This window comes from Bradyrhizobium sp. 215_C5_N1_1 (assembly GCF_052075935.1).
In the GTDB taxonomy this organism is placed as follows: domain Bacteria; phylum Pseudomonadota; class Alphaproteobacteria; order Rhizobiales; family Xanthobacteraceae; genus Bradyrhizobium; species Bradyrhizobium barranii.
Map to the genome: position 1 here is coordinate 308,205 of NZ_CP197228.1, position 16,549 is coordinate 324,753.

Here is a 16,549-nt window from a genome sequence, read left to right on the forward strand (position 1 = left end):
CTCAGGCCAGTTCCCACGCGTCGCTTCAATGCTATACGCTTTGCCCCAACAGAGGCAAAACTGTTCGTGATGGGGACTGGAATATGACGACGATCGCCTCGGATGCGCGCTTGGCCGGCGCGCAGCGGACCTATCCGCCGCGCGCCGCCGTTATCAGCTGGATCTTCTTCGATTGGGCCGCGCAGCCTTATTTCACGCTGATCACGACCTTTGTTTTCGCACCCTATTTCGCCACCAGCATTGCGCCAGATGCCGCCACCGGCCAGTCGTTGTGGGGCTTTGCGATGGCAGCCGCGGGCCTCGCGATCGCGCTGATGTCGCCGGTGCTCGGCGCCATCGCCGATGCCTCGGGCCGCAGGAAGCCGTGGATCGCGGGATTCGGCACACTGCTGGTGCTGGCGGCCAGCACGCTGTGGATCGGCAAGCCCGGCGATCCCACCATCATTGCGCCGCTACTCACCGCGGTCGCGCTCGCCAGCGTCGGCGCGGAATTCGCCACCGTCTTCAACAACGCGATGATGCCGACCCTGGTGCCGCCTGAGCGGATCGGCCGGCTCTCCGGCACCGGCTGGGCCACGGGTTACATCGGCGGCATCGTCAGCCTCGTCATCGTGCTCGGCTTTCTCGCCGCCAATCCCGAGACCGGCCGCACGTTGCTCGGCTTCAAGCCGCTGTTCGGGCTCGATCCGGTCAGCCATCAGGGCGATCGCATCGTGGGACCGCTGACCGGGCTGTGGTTCATCATCTTCGTGACACCGTTATTCCTGTTCACGCCGGATTATCCGGCGAAGCATCCGGTGCGCGAGGCGCTGCGCGAGGGATTGTCGGATCTCAAGCAATCGATCAAGGGTCTCCCGCAGCGGAAATCGCTCGCGGCATTCCTGCTCGCCAATATGATCTACACCGACGGCCTGGTGTCGCTGTTCGCGTTCGGCGGCATCTATGCCGCCGGCACCTTCGGCTGGCACACGATCCAGATCGGCACCTTCGGCATCATGCTCGCGATTGCCGGCGCCCTTGGCGCATGGCTTGGCGGCAAGCTCGACGACGGTCTCGGGCCGAAGCGCGTCATCGCCGGCAGCCTGCTTGTTCTGTTGCTGGCGGTGGCGGCGATTCTTCTGGTCGACAAGGACAGCGTCCTGTTCGTCAAGGTTGCGCCGCCTCTTCCGGGCGCGCCCCTGTTCTCGAGCGCGGCCGAGCGCGCTTATCTCGTGTTGGGTTGTCTCATCGGCGCTGCCGGCGGCCCGCTTCAGGCCGCCTCGCGCACTCTGCTGATCCGTCTCGCGCCGAAGGATCGCATCGCGCAGTATTTCGGCCTGTTCGCGCTGACGGGGAAGGTAACGTCCTTCATCGGCCCGCTGCTGATCGGCATGATCACCGCGGTGACGGCGAGCCAGAAGGCCGGCATGGCCGTGCTGGTGGTGTTCTTCGTCGCGGGGCTGGGGTTGTTGATGCGGGTACGGGATTAGTGGCGTAGCCCGGATTTCGCTGCGCTCCATCCGGGCTACGCTCGCGGTGAGTTAGTGCCTAAAGTGCCGCGTGCCCGTGAACACCATGGCGATGCCATGCTCGTCGGCGGCCTTGATCACCTCGTCGTCGCGCATGGAGCCGCCGGGCTGCACCACGGCGGTGGCGCCGGCCTCGATGCAGGCGAGCATGCCGTCGGCGAACGGGAAGAACGCATCCGACGCCACCACCGAGCCCTTGGTGAGCGGCTCTGCGAGCTTGAGCTCATTCGCCGCGTCCTGCGCCTTGCGCGCCGCGATCCGCGCTGAATCCACCCGGCTCATCTGGCCCGCGCCGATGCCGACGGTGGCGAGATCCTTGGCGTAGATGATGGTGTTAGACTTGACGTGCTTTGCCACGCGGAACGCGAATTTCAGATCGCGCATCTCGGCGTCATCAGGCGCACGTTTGGTCACGATCTTGAAGGTCATGTCGTCGACCACCGCGTTGTCGCGGCTTTGCACGAGGAGGCCGCCAGCCACCGTCTTGGCGGTGAGGCCAGGCGCGCGCGGATCGGGCAGGCTGCCGGCGAGCAGCAGGCGGAGGTTCTTGCGCGCGCCGATGATGGCGATCGCCTCCTCGCTGGCATCGGGCGCGATGATCACCTCGGTGAAGATCTTCGTGATCTCGCGCGCGGTGTCGGCGTCGAGCGCGCGGTTCATTGCGATGATGCCGCCGAACGCCGAGGTGGAATCGCAGGCCAGCGCCTTGCGATAGGCGCTGACGAGATCGGAGCCTTCGGCGACGCCGCATGGATTGGCGTGCTTGACGATGACGCAGGCCGCGGTGCGCTTGGCGTCGAACTCGCCGATGCACTCATAGGCCGCATCGGTGTCGTTGATGTTGTTGTAGGAGAGCTCCTTGCCCTGGAGCTGCCGCGCGGTCGAGACGCCCGGCCGCTTGTCGGGCGTCGCATAGAACGCCGCGGTCTGGTGCGGGTTCTCGCCATAGCGCAGCGACTGGATCAGTCTGCCGCCGAAGGCGCGGAAGTCGGGCGCGTCGATTTCGAGCTGGCGGTTGAACCAGTTCGAGATCGCGGCGTCATAAGCTCCGGTGCGCGCATAGGCCTTTGCGGCAAGCCGCCGGCGCAGTTTCAACGTCGTCGATCCGTTGTTGGCGGCGAGCTCGTCGAGCACGGCCTTGTAGTCCTCGGCCTCGACCACGACGGCGACGTCGTCATGGTTCTTCGCCGCGGCGCGGATCATTGCGGGGCCGCCGATGTCGATGTTCTCGATGCAATCCTCGAAGCCCGCGCCTTTGTCGACGGTCGCTTCGAACGGATACAGGTTGACGACCAGGAGATCGATCGGCGCGATGCCGTGCGCCTTCATCGCCTCCGCATGTTCCTTGTTGTCGCGGATCGCGAGCAGGCCGCCATGCACCTTCGGATGCAGCGTCTTGACGCGGCCGTCCATCATCTCGGGGAAGCCGGTGAGGTCGGAAACGTCCTTCACCTTGAGGCCGGCCGCGGCGATCGCCTTGGCGGTGCCGCCGGTCGAGACCAGCTCGACATCGTGCGCGGCAAGCGCCTTTGCGAACTCGATCAGGCCGGTCTTGTCGGAGACGGAGAGAAGAGCACGGGTGACGCGGCGGGGATGGTCAGTCATGAGCAAGATCCTCTGTCTTAAGGAGTGTCTATGCCCAGGCGCGCGGCTTCTATATCTCGCGCTTCCCGATGGTGCTCCATCCAAGGTCGCCAGTCGCGCGAGCGAGGGCTCGATAGCAGCTTTCGGCCGTTTTCACAACGATGAGATGGGGCCGAATCGTGCGCGTTTACAGCGGAAGTTCCGGCTCGCGCCGGGCGTTGCGGCGGGCATTGGTGACCGCAGGCGATGCAGTGGAGCGGACGAAGCTCCAGCGGATCGACGGCGCCTGCCGCGCATCCTGCCGGATCACGATCTGCGCGGTGCGGCGCGGGCCGTCATTGCCGGCCAGGAACACGCTGTCCTCGAGGTCGACCTTGTCGTCCAGCGCCTCGAAGGTCCAGACGTCGCGGTTCGGCAGCACCAGCATGACGCCACGGGCATCCGACAGCCGGCTCGCCTTCACCGCCGGATGCAGATGGAAGCGTAGCGCGAAGTCGGCGTCGGCACCCTTGAAGCGTCCGCCCTGAGGCGGCGACAGCGTGTCCTCGCCGTCGATGCGTGCGCCGTCATTGGCGACCATCAGCACGCGGCGATGGATCGCGCCGAATTTCGCGAGATAGCCGTCGTGCGAGGTCGTGAGCAGCGTGCCGTTCTGCACGATCTCGCGATAGCTCTCGACCTCGACCGGGCCGCTGGTGACGGGCGAGCCGTGCAGGAGGCGCTTCATCGCCGACATCTCGACGAATTGGCATGAGGACGTCTCATGATAGGTCAGCGTCGAATGCGCCGCGGTGCCGCGTGCGAACGGCCGCCAATTGTCGCGGCCCGTGGTCGGCATGCCGCAATTGGTGACGATGCGGCTGATGCCGGAAGACAATTCGAACGACAGGCAGCCGGCATGGGCGTCGTGGCTGACGCCGGCCGGCGGCGGCGGGCCGGTGTCGATGATCAGCGTGGTCTGGCCGGCGTCGAGGCGCTGGAAGCCGGTATGTGGCATGTTCGCCATCGGCGCGCCGTGGGTGTCGTCATAGGCGAGCAGCGTGGCGAGCAGGTCCGAGGGCGTCGCGCTCATGCCGTTGAAGAGTGCGAAATTGCCGTCGCCGTGCCGGAAGAAGCGCAGCATCGGCATCATGCGGTCGATCGCGTTGAGCAGCGCCGGCGGCGGCGCAATGTTGCGCGCGGCAAAGGTCTGCCGCAGCGGCAACAGGTCGATCAGGAGCTCGATCAGCGCGCCCGGATTGCGGGAGATGTGGCCGCCATCGGGCAGGATCTGCCGCTGCAACTCGTCCGAGAGCTTTTTCGAGGCACTGCGGATCTGCCGCGCCTGGTTGGCAAGGCACAGCGCCGCGTAGCACAGCGCGATCAGCACCTGGAGCTTCGGCACCCCGTCGGGAATGTTGACCATGGTGTAGCGCAGGAAGCGGATCTCCCGCGCCAGCGCCCGCAGATAACGGCGATAGAATTTGTTGTCGGTGTCGTTGAGCACCAGCGGTGCCTGCGACAGCAGCGAGATCACACGCCGCGCCAGCACGTCGGCACGCCGCGCGACGGCGCGGCGCTTGTTGGCGGGGTTGGCGATCCAATCCTCGACCAGCGCGCGCGCATTGGCGCGCGTCAGCGCGGTGTCGGCGGCGCGCAGATGGCGCAGCCAGCCGAAGCCGAGCAGCGCGACCTCCCAGTCTTCCGACGGCGGTTCGAGGTCGAAGATCGAGCGGCCGTGGCAATTGACGATCTTGCCGGCGAAGACGAAGCGGCCGGCATAGATCTCTGCGGCGCGGGTCGCGTCCGCGGTGCGCAGGTCATGCGGCGCGATGATCAGCCGGTCGGTACGGCCGGGCCAGACCCGCGATAGCGCAACGGAACCGCCGCTCGCGCGCGCGAGCATGTTCCGCGCGAAGCGGTTCATCACCAGCGTCGAGATACGTCTGCGTTGAGCGACCGACACGCCTTGCCTTGAAGGGGGAGAGGATTAACGACGAATCCTTCTTAATCCCAAAATTGGACGTCTGACACCATCTTGAAGCGTCGCGAATCAGCGCTGGCGCAAAAACCGGTGCAAAATCAGGATTTAACGAGCCGGGCTGCGTAGAAACCGTCGAGCCCGCCGAGCTTGGGATCGGCGTTCGGCAGGTGGCTGGGCAGCGTGCGCAGGTCGCCTTCCGTGGTGATGATCTCGCTGAGCCCCGAGACCTCGGAAGCTTCGATCGGCACGCGGCGCAGGCCGCCCTCCGTGGCAAGTAGCGCCGCGATCGCCTGCTCGCCCTCTTCGGGTTCCAGCGAACAGGTGCAGTAGACCAGCGTCCCGCCCGGCTTGAGCAGCGAGACGGATTTCTTCAGCAGCCGCTGCTGGAGCGCGGTCAGGGCGGCGACGTCGGATTCCTGCCGGAGCCAGGCAACGTCGGGATGGCGCCGGATCGTTCCGGTCGATGTGCAGGGCGCATCGATCAGGATGCCGTCAAAACCTTCGGCAGGGCCGGCCCATTCCACGGCGTCGGCGACGACAGTCTCGGCCTGGAGCGACAGTCGCGTCAGATTCTCGCGCAGACGCGCCACCCTGGCGGGTGAGCGGTCGATCGCCGTGACATGCGCGCCGGCCTGTGCCAGTTGCGCGGTCTTGCCGCCCGGGGCGGCGCAGAGATCGGCTACGGCCTTGCCTTTGATGTCGCCAAATAGCCGAGCCGGCAACGCGGCGGCGGCATCCTGCACCCACCATTGCCCCTCGGTGAAGCCGGGCAGCATGGTCACGGCGCCGTGCAGCACCGTGCGCACCGATCCGGTCGGCAGTACTTCACCGTGCAGCCGGTTCGCCCATTGCGCGGCGTCCGATTTCACGGTGAGGTCGAGCGAGGGCTCGTGGCCGAGCGCCAGCGCCATGTCTCTTGCGGTCGCCTCGCCGTAATGCGCGCTCCAGCGCGCGAGCAGCCAGGGCGGCAAGTCCAGCGATTGCGTGGCAACTTCATCCACCAGCGCCTTGCCCTCGCGCGCGCAGCGGCGCAGCACGGCATTGACGAGGCCGGCATAACGCGCGGCACGCCGGTCGGATTGAACGAGGCGGACGGAGAGATCGACCGCGGCGTGATCGGGCACGTCCATCCAGAGAATCTGGGCGGCGCCGATCAGGAGTGCGCTCTGCGCGCGCGGCGCTTCGGAGGGAATGCCCTTGTCGAGCAAGCGGGACAGCACATGGCCGAGCGTGCCGAGCCGACGCAGTACGGTCGCGACCAGGCGGCGCATCAGCGCGCGGTCGCGGTCGGCGAGCGTCTTCAATCCGGGGTGGGCACCGCTGCCGTCGAGCTGATCGTCAAGCGTGCGGTGCTTGTGCAGCACGCCGTCGACGATGTCAGCGGCGATCCGCCGCGCCGCGAGACCAGGCACTTCGGACGGAGGAGCGAAACGTTGAGATGGCATGCGGCTTAAGGTTCTTGGCGAGCGGCAGTTCCGCCGCAATGGGCGCATGCCTCGAGAGACGTATCTCTGGCATGCGAATATGCCAAATGTAAGAATGGCCTCTCGCGTTTACAGCCCGCCATGACCATCTCAGCAATGCGTTATTGGACGTCGCACACCCCGTGATCCTGCGCTAGGAACCGCCGAGATGAGTGACCAGCCCCCCGTTCCCGATCGCAAGCCGCTCCCGCCGGCCGCCCAGCGCGCGCTGGCCGAGGCGGAAGCGCGCCGGCAGGCTGCTGCTGCCCACGCCGCGGCGGCGCCGAAGGAATTGCAGGGACCGAAGGGACCTGAGCCCACCCGCTACGGCGATTGGGAGCGCAAAGGTATCGCCTCGGACTTTTGAGGCTGGCTTTTGAGGCTATCTTGCCGGATCGCCCGACTCAGCCCTAGCGTGCGCGGATGCCGCGTTTCGATCCCAGCCATCCATACCGGCCCTCATACAGTGGTTCGCCGTTCAGCCGTCACTTCTCGGGGCTGTTGCCGTGGATGTTCGTGGTCGCAATCGTGGTGGCCGTCGTGCTTACGTTCCGGCACGGGATGAACTGGCCCTTCCCGCATGCGATCGACGGTCAATCGCGAGATGCCCAGATCATTTTGCAGCAGGCCAATCGAGACATCCGTCAGCCGGTCGACGTCATTCGCACGATCGACGGCGATACCTTTCTCGCTCGCGTGCGCCAGCGCGACGGACGCGTTCTCGTTGCGCGCGTTCGCCTGCGCGGTATCGATGCGCCGGAGATGAAAGCATCCTGCCAGGATGAATTGGACAAGGCTCAAGCGGCGACCGGCGCCCTGCGCGATCTGCTCGGCCAGGGCGGCGTGACGATCGCCAATCTCGGCCCCGACAAATACGGCCGTGTTCTCGCCAATGTCGCGACAAGGCGAACTGCGGACGTATCTGCCGCGTTGCTCGCGGGCGGTTACGCGCGGAGCTACAATGGCGGCCATCGCGACGGCTGGTGCGCGCGCGGCTGGCGCTTCTGGTAACAAAAAAGCCGCGTCGAAAGACGCGGCTCTTGCCGTCTTGCCCCGATCCCGACGATCAGCGCCCCACGACCACCGTCGTGCCGACGGAGACGCGGCTGTAGAGATCGGTGATGTCGTCGTTGAGCATGCGGATGCAGCCGTAGGAGACGAAGCCGCCGACCGAGCCCGGCACATTGGTGCCGTGGATGGCATACTCGCCGCCGGCCAGCGTCATCGCGGCGACGCCCATCGGGTTATGCGGTGAGCCGCCCGGGATCACGTCGGGAAGCTGCGGCTTGTCGCGCTTCACTTCGGCGGGCGGCGACCAGGCCGGATTGCGATACTTGCCGTCGATGCGGGTGGTGCCGGCCCACTGCTTGCCGGACTTGCCGACGCCGACCGGGTAGCGCACGGCGTGGCCGTCATCGAGGATGAGATAGAGCCGCCGCTCGTTGGTTTTGACCACGATGGTACCGGGTGAATAGTTGGCGACGTGCGTCCCAACCATTTCCGGCCGCGCCTCTGCGGCCGTCGACATCAAGACCCCAGCCCCGATGGTGGCGGCGAGCGCCACAGCAATCTTTACCGACATCAATTTTTCCTCTGCCCCGAACGGATCGTCCAAAACTACGCAGCACCGGCAATTGCCCGCTTGCCCGGATATTCTTAACCGCGCCTGTTAACCGGATGGTTTCCACGCGCGGCCGGCAAGGGCCCGCCAGCACGCGGAACAAAGAAAATGTTCGAAATAAAGTAAATGACAAGAAAACAACACTTGGCTGGAAAGACGCGGGCGCGGCTGATCGCGCCCTGACAAGTGCGTGAGGGTGTGAACGGCTGTTATTTCGGGGGCTCTGTGTCCCGGACGCGCTGCAGCGCCTTGGCGCTGCTGCGCAGAGCCGGGACCCAGGAGGCCACACTCTCCGCCGTTGGATGGGCCCTGTCTCAGCAGCGCACCGCGAAGTGCGCGCTGCGCTGCGTCCGGGGCACGAGAACGTGCCTTATGCCGACTTCTTGTTCTGCCGGTTCTTGACGAGATCGTCGACGACGGCCGGATCGGCGAGCGTCGAGGTATCGCCGAGGCTGCCCGGCTCGTCCTCGGCGATCTTGCGCAGGATGCGGCGCATGATCTTGCCGGAGCGGGTCTTGGGCAGACCGGGCGAGAACTGGATCTGGTCGGGCGCGGCGATCGGGCCGATCTCCTTGCGCACCCATGTGACGAGCTCCTTGCGCAATTCGTCGGTCGGCTCGACGCCGGCCATCAGGGTGACATAGGCGTAGATGCCCTGGCCCTTGATGTCGTGCGGGTAACCGACCACGGCGGCCTCAGACACCTTCTCGTGCGCGACCAGCGCGCTTTCGACTTCCGCGGTGCCCATGCGGTGGCCGGAGACGTTGATGACGTCGTCGACGCGGCCGGTGATCCAGTAATAGCCGTCGGCATCGCGCCGGCAGCCGTCGCCGGTGAAATACTTGCCCTTGTAGGTCGAGAAATAGGTCTGCTCGAAGCGGGCGTGATCGCCATAGACCGTGCGCATCTGGCCCGGCCATGACCGCGTCAGGCACAGATTGCCTGATGTCTCGCCGTCCAGCACCTTGCCGTCGGCATCGACGATCTCAGGCACGACGCCGAAGAACGGCTGCGCCGCCGAGCCCGGCTTCAGCTTGGTCGCGCCCGGCAGCGGCGTGATCAGGATGCCGCCGGTCTCGGTCTGCCACCAGGTGTCGACGATCGGGCAGCGGTCGTCGCCGACGACGCGGTGATACCACTCCCAGGCTTCGGGATTGATCGGCTCGCCGACCGAGCCAAGCAGCCGGAGGCTTGCACGCGACGTCTTCTTCACGGGCTCGTCGCCGCTCTGCATCAGTGCGCGGATCGCGGTCGGCGCGGTGTAGAAGATGTTGACCTTGTGCTTGTCGATCACGTTCCAGAAACGGGAATTGTCCGGATAATTCGGCACGCCTTCGAACATCAGCGTGGTCGCACCGTTCGCCAGCGGCCCATAGAGGATGTAGCTATGTCCGGTGACCCAGCCGACGTCGGCGGTGCACCAGTAGATGTCGCCGTCGTGATAGTCGAAGACGTATTGATGCGTCATCGCGGCGAACACGAGATAGCCGCCCGAGGTGTGCAACACGCCCTTGGGCTGGCCGGTCGAGCCCGACGTGTAGAGGATGAACAGCGGATCCTCGGCGTGCATGTGCTCGGCCCGGCATTCCGTCGTCACCATCTTGGCGGCGTCGTGATACCAGAGATCGCGCGACGGATTCATCTCGACCGTGCCGCCGGTGCGCTTGACAACGACGACCCAGTCGACGCCGTCGGCCTTGACGAGCGCTGCATCGACATTGGCTTTCAGCGGCACCTTCTTGCCGCCGCGCAGGCCCTCGTCCGCCGTGATGATCACCTTGGATTGGCAGTCGTTGATGCGCTGGGCGAGGCTGTCGGGCGAGAAGCCCGCGAACACCACGGAGTGGATCGCGCCGATCCGCGCGCAGGCCAGCATCGCGTAGGCCGCTTCGGGAATCATCGGCAGGTAGATGGTGACGCGGTCGCCCTTCTTGACGTTGCGGGTGCGCAGGATGTTGGCCATCCGGCAGACCTCGTCGTGCAGCTCCTTGTAGGTGATGTGCCTGGATTGCGAGGGATCGTCGCCCTCCCAGATGATCGCGGTCTGGTTGGCGCGCTTGTGCAGATGCCGGTCGATGCAATTATGGGCGACGTTGAGGATTCCGTCCTCGAACCATTTGATCGAGATGTTGCCGGGCGCGAAGGAGACGTTCTCGATCTTCGTCGGCGCGTGCATCCAGTCGATACGCTTGGCCTGCTCGGCCCAGAAGGCGTTCGGGTCCGCGATCGAGCGGGCATACATGTCCTTGTACTTGGCTTGGTCGATCCAGGCGCGCTTGGCCCATTCCGCGGGGACGTCGTAGGTCTTCTCGGACATGCTTCCCTCCAGATACGGCAAGCCGAGCCCAGGCGACTGGCGAGCCGACGTCATCGTTGAACCGATTATGCGTCCGCCTAACCGGACCCGACAAGGAGCACAAGCTGGACCTTCGACGAGCAGGCGGCCATGCGGAAGATCAACGCCGCCTGGCGCGACTGTCGCAGATCTGAAACAGGCCGGCGCGGCTTTCCAGGTCTTTACCAGATCGCCGGAAGAGGCCCGTGCAGGGCGCCCATGCGCCGCAGGAGGTATTTAGAAACCGTCTGTCACTGATTCGGGACTCGCAATGCGGTTCGGAACACCCTAAATGGCCAACCCGGGTCCAACGAGACCGTCCAAGAGACCCTTGGAACAAAAATCAGAACAGCGGCATTGACCGATAACAGACAGGGCTAAGGCTTAAGACTATGATGGATCAGCAGAATCTCGGGACGATGCGGCTCGCTTCGGCCGATCCTGCTGCTGTCGCGCTGGCCAAAGCCCTCGGACAATGGCCGAAACCGGCCGGTTCCGCCCGTCTCAGCCCGAAAAAGGTCTTCGACACCGCGCCTGCGACCTCGGTTGAGGCGATCGCCAAGGAGCTGGGCCTGCGGCTCGGCGACCAGAACGAGCTGACCATCCGGCGCATCAAGCGCGGCAAGGGCTATTCCTTCGTCCGTCCCAACGGCGCGCATATCCGCGACGCCCGCACCATCCGCCGGCTGCACGCCATGGCGGTGCCGCCGGCCTATCGCCAGGTGCGCTACTCGGCCGATCCGAGCTCGCATCTCCAGGCGGTGGGACGCGATGCCGCGGGCCGGCTGCAATACCGCTACCACGCCGATTGGGAAAAGGTCCGCGAGCACCGCAAGGCGCACCGGCTGGAAAAGCTCGTCGGCGCGCTGCCAAAGATCCGGCGCAAGGTCTCGGCGTTCCTGTCGGGCGACGAGCCGACGCGTGAATTCGCACTCTCGGCCGTGATCGAGCTGATCGCGCGCACCGCGATCCGTCCCGGCAACGAATCCTATGCCCGCCTCAACGGCACCCGCGGTGCCACCACGATGCTGAAGTCGAACGTTACGCTCGAGGACGATTCCTTCGTGCTGACCTTCAAGGCCAAGGGCGGCAAGGCGGTGCGAAAAGAGTGCGACGCTGCGAAGCTGGTGCGCGCCATCGGCATCCTGAACGGCGTTCCCGGCAAGCGCATGTTCCAGTATCGCGACGCCTACGGCATCGTGCGCGCGGTCAGCACCACGCAGGTGAACGCGTTTCTGCGCGAGATCGCCGGCATCAAGATTTCGCTGAAGGATTTTCGCACGCTGATGGCGTCCGCAGTCGTGGTGGAATCGCTGTCGCGGATCACGCCGGCGACCAGCCAGCGCGGCCGCAAGAAGCAGGTGCTGGACGCGATCCGCGCCGCAGCCGACAAGCTCTCCAACACGCCGGCGATCTGCCGCAAGAGCTACGTCCACGACACCATCGTCACCGCCTTCGAGGACGGCATCCTCGAACGCTTCGCCGCGACCATGAAGGGCCAGCGTTCGCAGGCCAGGCGCGAGCAACTGTTGCAGCAGGTGGTGGCGACCGCGGCAGTTTAAGCGGCGGTGCCGTAGGGTGGGCAAAGGCGCGAAGCGCCGTGCCCACCGTTCTTCACGACATTGTTGATAGGCCGCGTGGGCAAGCTTCGCTTTGCCCACCCTACGAGATCTACATCTTGTCTGAGATACCCTTGTCCGGACCGGGATCGCTGCCCGCGGCGGCGCTCGTCAGCCGGCCCAGATAATGCGCCCATCCTTTCGCGTGCGCGGCGGCCTGTTCCTCGGTCGGGAGCCCGCTATGGGTCATGCGCAGCAGCGTGCCGCCGTCGCGCTCGATCAGGTCGATCTCGATCAGGCTCGAGCCGGGCGGAACTTCCTGACCGCCCTCCCAGCCGAACGTATAGGCCAGACGATGCACTGGCACGACCTCGCGGAAGGTGCCGCGGCCGACGCCGCCACGCGGGCCGATGCCCTTGAGGAGATAGAGCCCGCCGGGATGCGGCTCCGTGGTCGCGTCGGAGCCCATCCAGCTCAGGATTTTCTCGGGGTCGGTCAAATAGGCGAAGACGGTGGCGCGGGGGGCTGCGATCTGGGTTTCGCGTCGCACTACGAATGGCTCGGTCATCGGCGATCATCCCTGGGCTGATCCCGGGACATGGCGGCGGTGGAGCTGTGCGTCAAGGATTGCCGTGACAAAGATGGCCGACCTTCGCCATCATCGGGTCATGCAACTCTCCCGGACCCTCGCCTGGCTCGTCGATGCCGCCTCGGATTGCCCCGGGGCCGACCGTCTGCTCGCGGAACTCGGCGCTCATCTGGTCGCCGACGGTGTGCCGCTTGCGGCAGGCAGCCTGACATTGGAGGTGCCGCATCCGCTGATCGCGAAGCGGACCTGGCTGTGGCGCGCGGAGAACGGCCGGGTCATCGAGGCGCTCGGCTTCGCACCAAGTGGGCTGGCGCCCGACCCGCCCAATGATGCCGGCCGCCGCTGGCTGCGCGACATCGCGGGCGGCGAGGTGCACGAAGAGGTGGTCGGACGACCAGATGGGCCGCAGCTCGGCTGGATCGGGCCGCGTCCGTTCACCGCAGACGAGATCGAGCAATTGCGCCAGGCTGCGCGTTTCGCCGCGACGCCGCTGGCCGTGCTCGCTGCGCGCGCCACGTTGCGCGCGACGCTCGATGCCTATCTCGGCAAGCGCAGCGCGGAGCGGGTGCTGGCGGCGCCGTTGCGGCGCGATCTCGGCGAGACCATTCAAGCCGCGCTGCTCTATGCGGATCTGCGTAACTTCACGACCTTGTCGGAGACCACACCGCCGGCCGACGTCATCGCAGCGCTCGACGCCTGGTTCGATCGCATCGCCGGTGCCGTTCATGCCTTCGGCGGCGAAGTGCTGAAATTCATCGGCGACGGCGTGCTCGCGATCTTCCCGGTGGTCGAGGCGTCGCCGCGCCGCGCGTGCGACGCCGCCCTGCGTGCCGCAGGCGCAGCCGAAGCCGGCATGGCGTATCTCAACGGGGAGCGCAGCGCTCAAGGACTGCCGCCACTTGCATTCGGCGCGGCCCTTCATCTCGGCGAAATACTCTGGGGCAATATCGGCGCCGCCAACAGGCTCGATTTCACGGCGATCGGTCCCGCCGTGAATCTCGCCAGCCGGCTCGAGGGATTGTGCAAGCCCCTGGAACGGACCGTGCTGGTATCGGGGGCGCTGGCCGCGGAGACGGACACGCCTCTCGTCGCGCTCGGATCGCATCCGCTGCGCGGCATCGCTTCGCCATGCGAGGTGTTTACGCTGCCGGAGACGCAAGCCCGGATATCGTAGCCCCGACGAAGCGAAGCGCAGTGCGCTCTTGCGCGCCGTGCCCACCATCTCACGGCAAGCTGCGGTTTCGATTGGTGGGCACGCTACGCTTTGCCCACCCTACCGTTGAAGTCGCTTACATCCCGCCCATCTTACAGACGAGCTTCCACTCCTCCGCCGTCACCGGCTGCACCGACAGGCGCGAATATTTCACCAGCGCCATGTCAGCGAGCTTCTTGTCCGCCTTGATCGCGGCCATCGTCACCGACGTCTTCAAGGGCTTGTCGGCCTTGATGTCGACGCAGACGAATTTTTCGGTCTTGTCGGTCGGGTCAGGATAGGCCTCCTTGATGACCTCCGCGATGCCGACGATCTCCTTGCCTTCGTTGGAATGATAGAAGAACGCCTTGTCGCCCTTCTTCATGCTCACGAGGTTCTGGCGCGCGGTGTAATTGCGCACGCCGGTCCAGGCCTCGCCCTTGGCGCCCTTCGCCACCTGCTGGTCCCAGGACCACACCGACGGTTCGGATTTCACCAGCCAGTAGTTCATCGCGCGTCCTATCCGTTCGTCATGGCCGGGCTTGTCCCGGCCATCCACGTCTCTGCCACCAATTCAATATCAAGACGTGGATGCCCGCGACAAGCGCGGGCATGACGAGAAAGACGTCATTCCTCTGCCTTGAAGGGGCGCGTCAACAGCCCCGAAATCGCGGCGTCGATCGTGCTCCGGCCGCTCAGGATCGAAGCGACCGCTTCTGATACCGGCATCTCGATGTTGTGCGAAGCTGCGAGTTCGATCAACACAGGTGCGGTGAACTCGCCTTCGGCGAGCTTGCCCGCGGGCGGCTGCTCGCCGCGGCCCAGCGCAAGGCCGTGCGCGAGATTGCGCGATTGCGGGCTCGAGCAGGTCAGGATCAGATCGCCGAGGCCGGACAGGCCCGTGAGCGTCTCGCCGCGCGCGCCGAGGGCCCGGCCGAGGCGCGTGAGTTCGGCAAAGCCGCGGGTCGTCAGCGCGGCCTGGGCGGAGGCGCCGAGCTTGCGCCCGACCGCGATGCCAACCGCGATCGCCAACACGTTCTTGGCCGCACCACCGATCTCGACGCCGCGAACATCTGTCGTGTGATAGGGCCGGAAGGTCGCCGAGCCGAGCGCCTGCACCAGCGCGCTCGCCAGCGCTTCATCCTTCGCCGCCAGCGTCACCGCGGTCGGCAAGCCGCGCGCGACGTCGTCGGCAAAGCTCGGGCCCGACAGGATCGCCGGCGGCGCGTGAGGTGCAGCTTCCGCGATGACGTCGGTCATGAATTTATGAGTGCCGTGCTCGATGCCTTTGGCGCAGGCGACGATCGGCACCGGCCTTGCCAGATGCGAGGCCAGCATGTTGACTGCGCCGCGCAAATGCTGCGCGGGCGTGGCGATCAGCACCATGTCAGCGCGCGCGGCCTCCGCAAGCTCGTGCGTCACGACGATCTCCGGCGTCAGCCGCACGCCGGGCAGCCGCGGATTGTCGCGGGTCGAGGCGATTCGCGCGGCATGTTCGCTGTTGCGCGCCCAGAGCGTCACGTTCCGTCCGGCGCGCGCCGCGACCGTCGCCAGCGCCGTGCCCCATGCGCCCGCACCAATCACCGCGACGGACCGGAACGCCGTCATGGCTAGAATCCCGCCCGCGTGTTGCCGTAACCGGCCGGCGCCGTGGCGTTGGCATCGAGCAGCCAGCGTGCGCGGGGTTGGGCTTCCATCGTGTCGATCATGCCGAGCGCCAAGCGCTCGGCGCCGGCCCAGGCGATCATCGCGCCGTTATCGGTGCAGAGCGCGGGCGGCGGCATGATCAGTTGCGTCCCGGCCTGCCGCGCGACGTCATGCAGGGCGCCGCGGATCGCCTGATTGGCCGCGACGCCACCGGCGGCGACGAGGGCATGCGGAGCGCCGAACTGCTCGCGGAAAAGCCTCAGGCCGACGCTCAACCGGTCCGCCGTCGAGTCGAGCACGGCGGCTTGAAAACTCGCGCAGAGATCGCTGATATCCTGCGGCGCGATCTCGGTTAACCGGCTCGCCTCGTTGCGCACCGCTGTCTTCAATCCCGACAGCGAGAAATTGGCATCGGGCCGTCCCTGCATCGGGCGCGGGAAGGCGAAGCGCGTGGCATCGCCGCTTGCCGCGGCGCGTTCGACCTGCGGCCCGCCCGGATAGGGCAGGCCCAGCATCTTCGCGACCTTGTCGAAGGCTTCGCCCATCGCGTCATCGACGGTGGTGCCGAGCCGCACATATTGGCCGACACCGGTGACGGCGACGATCTGGGTATGCCCGCCCGAGGCGAGGAACAGGCAGTAGGGAAATTCAATTCCGTCGGTGAGGCGCGGCGTCAGTGCATGCGCCTCGAGGTGGTTGACCGCGACCAGCGGCGTGTCGTGCACCATCGCGATCGCCTTTGCGGTGGTGAGGCCGACGATGACGCCGCCGATCAGCCCCGGCCCCGCCGCGGCGGCGACACCGTTGAGCTGCGCATAGTCGATGCCGGCCTCGTGCATGGCCCGGTCGATGATGCCGTCGAGGACGTCGACATGCGCGCGCGCGGCGATCTCCGGCACCACGCCGCCGAAGCGGGCATGCTCCTCGATCTGGGACCGCACGATGTTGGACAGGATCTTGCCGCTGCCGTCGGGCGCGCGCTCGATCACGGCCGCGGCGGTCTCGTCGCAGGTGGTTTCGATGCCCAGTACCAGCATTGGCGAATTGTTATCCAATTTGCGCCCTTGCGCTCATCCGTAAAGCAGAGT

General features: G+C 66.2%; 14 protein-coding genes and 1 riboswitch. Of the genes, 5 read left to right on the top strand and 9 right to left on the bottom strand.

The genetic code is table 11. The features are described 5' to 3' along the window. Window positions 1-83: 83 nt before the first annotated feature. Window positions 84-1,469 carry an MFS transporter gene (locus AB7G19_RS01415; RefSeq protein WP_085403040.1) on the top strand — a complete coding sequence of 462 codons (1,386 nt, stop codon included), beginning with the start codon at window positions 84-86 and terminating at the stop codon, window positions 1,467-1,469. A gap of 51 nt (window positions 1,470-1,520) precedes the next feature. Here AB7G19_RS01415 and purH read toward each other — a convergent pair whose 3' ends face one another. The 3 genes from purH to AB7G19_RS01430 all read right to left on the bottom strand — a co-directional run bounded on the left by purH (window position 1,521) and on the right by AB7G19_RS01430 (window position 6,500). Further along, window positions 1,521-3,113 (bottom strand): bifunctional phosphoribosylaminoimidazolecarboxamide formyltransferase/IMP cyclohydrolase, encoded by a 1,593-nt coding sequence (gene purH / locus AB7G19_RS01420; RefSeq protein WP_085403038.1) that lies wholly within the window; start codon window positions 3,111-3,113, stop codon window positions 1,521-1,523. A 25-nt stretch (window positions 3,114-3,138) separates the two neighbouring features. Further along, a riboswitch (ZMP/ZTP riboswitch) is annotated at window positions 3,139-3,220 on the bottom strand. Between the two features lie 59 nt (window positions 3,221-3,279). Next, window positions 3,280-4,998 (bottom strand): heparinase II/III family protein, encoded by a 1,719-nt coding sequence (locus tag AB7G19_RS01425; RefSeq protein WP_085403036.1) that lies wholly within the window; start codon window positions 4,996-4,998, stop codon window positions 3,280-3,282. 155 nt (window positions 4,999-5,153) lie between these two features. Continuing rightward, the gene (locus AB7G19_RS01430; RefSeq protein ID WP_085403034.1) at window positions 5,154-6,500 is read right to left on the bottom strand and encodes an RsmB/NOP family class I SAM-dependent RNA methyltransferase; all 1,347 of its coding nucleotides are present in this window, start codon (window positions 6,498-6,500) and stop codon (window positions 5,154-5,156) included. A gap of 187 nt (window positions 6,501-6,687) precedes the next feature. Between AB7G19_RS01430 and AB7G19_RS01435 the strand changes: the two genes are divergently transcribed. Both AB7G19_RS01435 and AB7G19_RS01440 read left to right on the top strand, forming a co-directional pair. Further along, window positions 6,688-6,885, top strand: a complete 198-nt coding sequence (locus AB7G19_RS01435) for a DUF1674 domain-containing protein (RefSeq protein ID WP_028151091.1) — start codon at window positions 6,688-6,690, stop codon at window positions 6,883-6,885. A 56-nt stretch (window positions 6,886-6,941) separates the two neighbouring features. Continuing rightward, entirely contained in the window at window positions 6,942-7,529 is a 588-nt protein-coding gene (locus AB7G19_RS01440) for a thermonuclease family protein (RefSeq protein ID WP_441267673.1), read from the top strand. A 55-nt stretch (window positions 7,530-7,584) separates the two neighbouring features. Here the strand turns inward: AB7G19_RS01440 and AB7G19_RS01445 are convergent, their stop codons facing one another. Both AB7G19_RS01445 and acs read right to left on the bottom strand, forming a co-directional pair. Continuing rightward, window positions 7,585-8,100 carry a L,D-transpeptidase gene (locus AB7G19_RS01445; protein WP_085403030.1) on the bottom strand — a complete coding sequence of 172 codons (516 nt, stop codon included), beginning with the start codon at window positions 8,098-8,100 and terminating at the stop codon, window positions 7,585-7,587. A 409-nt stretch (window positions 8,101-8,509) separates the two neighbouring features. Next, a complete protein-coding gene (acs, locus tag AB7G19_RS01450; RefSeq protein WP_085403028.1) occupies window positions 8,510-10,456 on the bottom strand; it encodes an acetate--CoA ligase in 1,947 nt (648 codons plus the stop codon). A 410-nt stretch (window positions 10,457-10,866) separates the two neighbouring features. On the opposite strand from acs, the gene AB7G19_RS01455 reads away from it, so the two are divergent. Next, on the top strand, window positions 10,867-12,036 hold the full coding sequence (locus AB7G19_RS01455; RefSeq protein WP_063980320.1) for a DNA topoisomerase IB: 1,170 nt from the start codon (window positions 10,867-10,869) through the stop codon (window positions 12,034-12,036). A gap of 109 nt (window positions 12,037-12,145) precedes the next feature. On the opposite strand, the gene AB7G19_RS01460 is transcribed toward AB7G19_RS01455, so the two are convergent. Next, a complete protein-coding gene (locus AB7G19_RS01460) occupies window positions 12,146-12,601 on the bottom strand; it encodes an SRPBCC family protein (protein ID WP_085403026.1) in 456 nt (151 codons plus the stop codon). Between the two features lie 100 nt (window positions 12,602-12,701). On the opposite strand from AB7G19_RS01460, the gene AB7G19_RS01465 reads away from it, so the two are divergent. Beyond that, window positions 12,702-13,796 carry an adenylate/guanylate cyclase domain-containing protein gene (locus AB7G19_RS01465; protein ID WP_085403105.1) on the top strand — a complete coding sequence of 365 codons (1,095 nt, stop codon included), beginning with the start codon at window positions 12,702-12,704 and terminating at the stop codon, window positions 13,794-13,796. A 115-nt stretch (window positions 13,797-13,911) separates the two neighbouring features. Here AB7G19_RS01465 and AB7G19_RS01470 read toward each other — a convergent pair whose 3' ends face one another. From AB7G19_RS01470 to tsaD, 3 genes are all read right to left on the bottom strand, one after another. Beyond that, complete coding sequence (locus tag AB7G19_RS01470) at window positions 13,912-14,325, bottom strand: EVE domain-containing protein (RefSeq protein ID WP_071908724.1); 414 nt, start codon at window positions 14,323-14,325, stop codon at window positions 13,912-13,914. A 116-nt stretch (window positions 14,326-14,441) separates the two neighbouring features. Continuing rightward, window positions 14,442-15,422 carry an NAD(P)H-dependent glycerol-3-phosphate dehydrogenase gene (locus AB7G19_RS01475; protein ID WP_085403024.1) on the bottom strand — a complete coding sequence of 327 codons (981 nt, stop codon included), beginning with the start codon at window positions 15,420-15,422 and terminating at the stop codon, window positions 14,442-14,444. A gap of 2 nt (window positions 15,423-15,424) precedes the next feature. After that, window positions 15,425-16,498: a tRNA (adenosine(37)-N6)-threonylcarbamoyltransferase complex transferase subunit TsaD gene (gene tsaD / locus AB7G19_RS01480; protein ID WP_071908722.1), complete on the bottom strand. Its 1,074-nt coding sequence runs from the start codon at window positions 16,496-16,498 to the stop codon at window positions 15,425-15,427. Window positions 16,499-16,549: the final 51 nt, after the last annotated feature.

Excerpts from the sequence above, each read along its gene's own strand:
- AB7G19_RS01475 (WP_085403024.1), bottom strand. The coding sequence starts at position 15,422 with ATGACGGCGTTCCGGTCCGTCGCGGTGATTGGTGCGGGCGCATGGGGC.
- AB7G19_RS01425 (WP_085403036.1), bottom strand. The coding sequence starts at position 4,998 with ATGAACCGCTTCGCGCGGAACATGCTCGCGCGCGCGAGCGGCGGTTCC.
- acs (WP_085403028.1), bottom strand. The coding sequence starts at position 10,456 with ATGTCCGAGAAGACCTACGACGTCCCCGCGGAATGGGCCAAGCGCGCC.
- AB7G19_RS01415 (WP_085403040.1), top strand. The coding sequence starts at position 84 with ATGACGACGATCGCCTCGGATGCGCGCTTGGCCGGCGCGCAGCGGACC.
- AB7G19_RS01470 (WP_071908724.1), bottom strand. The coding sequence starts at position 14,325 with ATGAACTACTGGCTGGTGAAATCCGAACCGTCGGTGTGGTCCTGGGAC.
- AB7G19_RS01455 (WP_063980320.1), top strand. The coding sequence starts at position 10,867 with ATGATGGATCAGCAGAATCTCGGGACGATGCGGCTCGCTTCGGCCGAT.
- AB7G19_RS01465 (WP_085403105.1), top strand. The coding sequence starts at position 12,702 with ATGCAACTCTCCCGGACCCTCGCCTGGCTCGTCGATGCCGCCTCGGAT.
- tsaD (WP_071908722.1), bottom strand. The coding sequence starts at position 16,498 with ATGCTGGTACTGGGCATCGAAACCACCTGCGACGAGACCGCCGCGGCC.
- AB7G19_RS01435 (WP_028151091.1), top strand. The coding sequence starts at position 6,688 with ATGAGTGACCAGCCCCCCGTTCCCGATCGCAAGCCGCTCCCGCCGGCC.
- AB7G19_RS01445 (WP_085403030.1), bottom strand. The coding sequence starts at position 8,100 with ATGTCGGTAAAGATTGCTGTGGCGCTCGCCGCCACCATCGGGGCTGGG.
- AB7G19_RS01460 (WP_085403026.1), bottom strand. The coding sequence starts at position 12,601 with ATGACCGAGCCATTCGTAGTGCGACGCGAAACCCAGATCGCAGCCCCC.
- purH (WP_085403038.1), bottom strand. The coding sequence starts at position 3,113 with ATGACTGACCATCCCCGCCGCGTCACCCGTGCTCTTCTCTCCGTCTCC.
- AB7G19_RS01440 (WP_441267673.1), top strand. The coding sequence starts at position 6,942 with ATGCCGCGTTTCGATCCCAGCCATCCATACCGGCCCTCATACAGTGGT.
- AB7G19_RS01430 (WP_085403034.1), bottom strand. The coding sequence starts at position 6,500 with ATGCCATCTCAACGTTTCGCTCCTCCGTCCGAAGTGCCTGGTCTCGCG.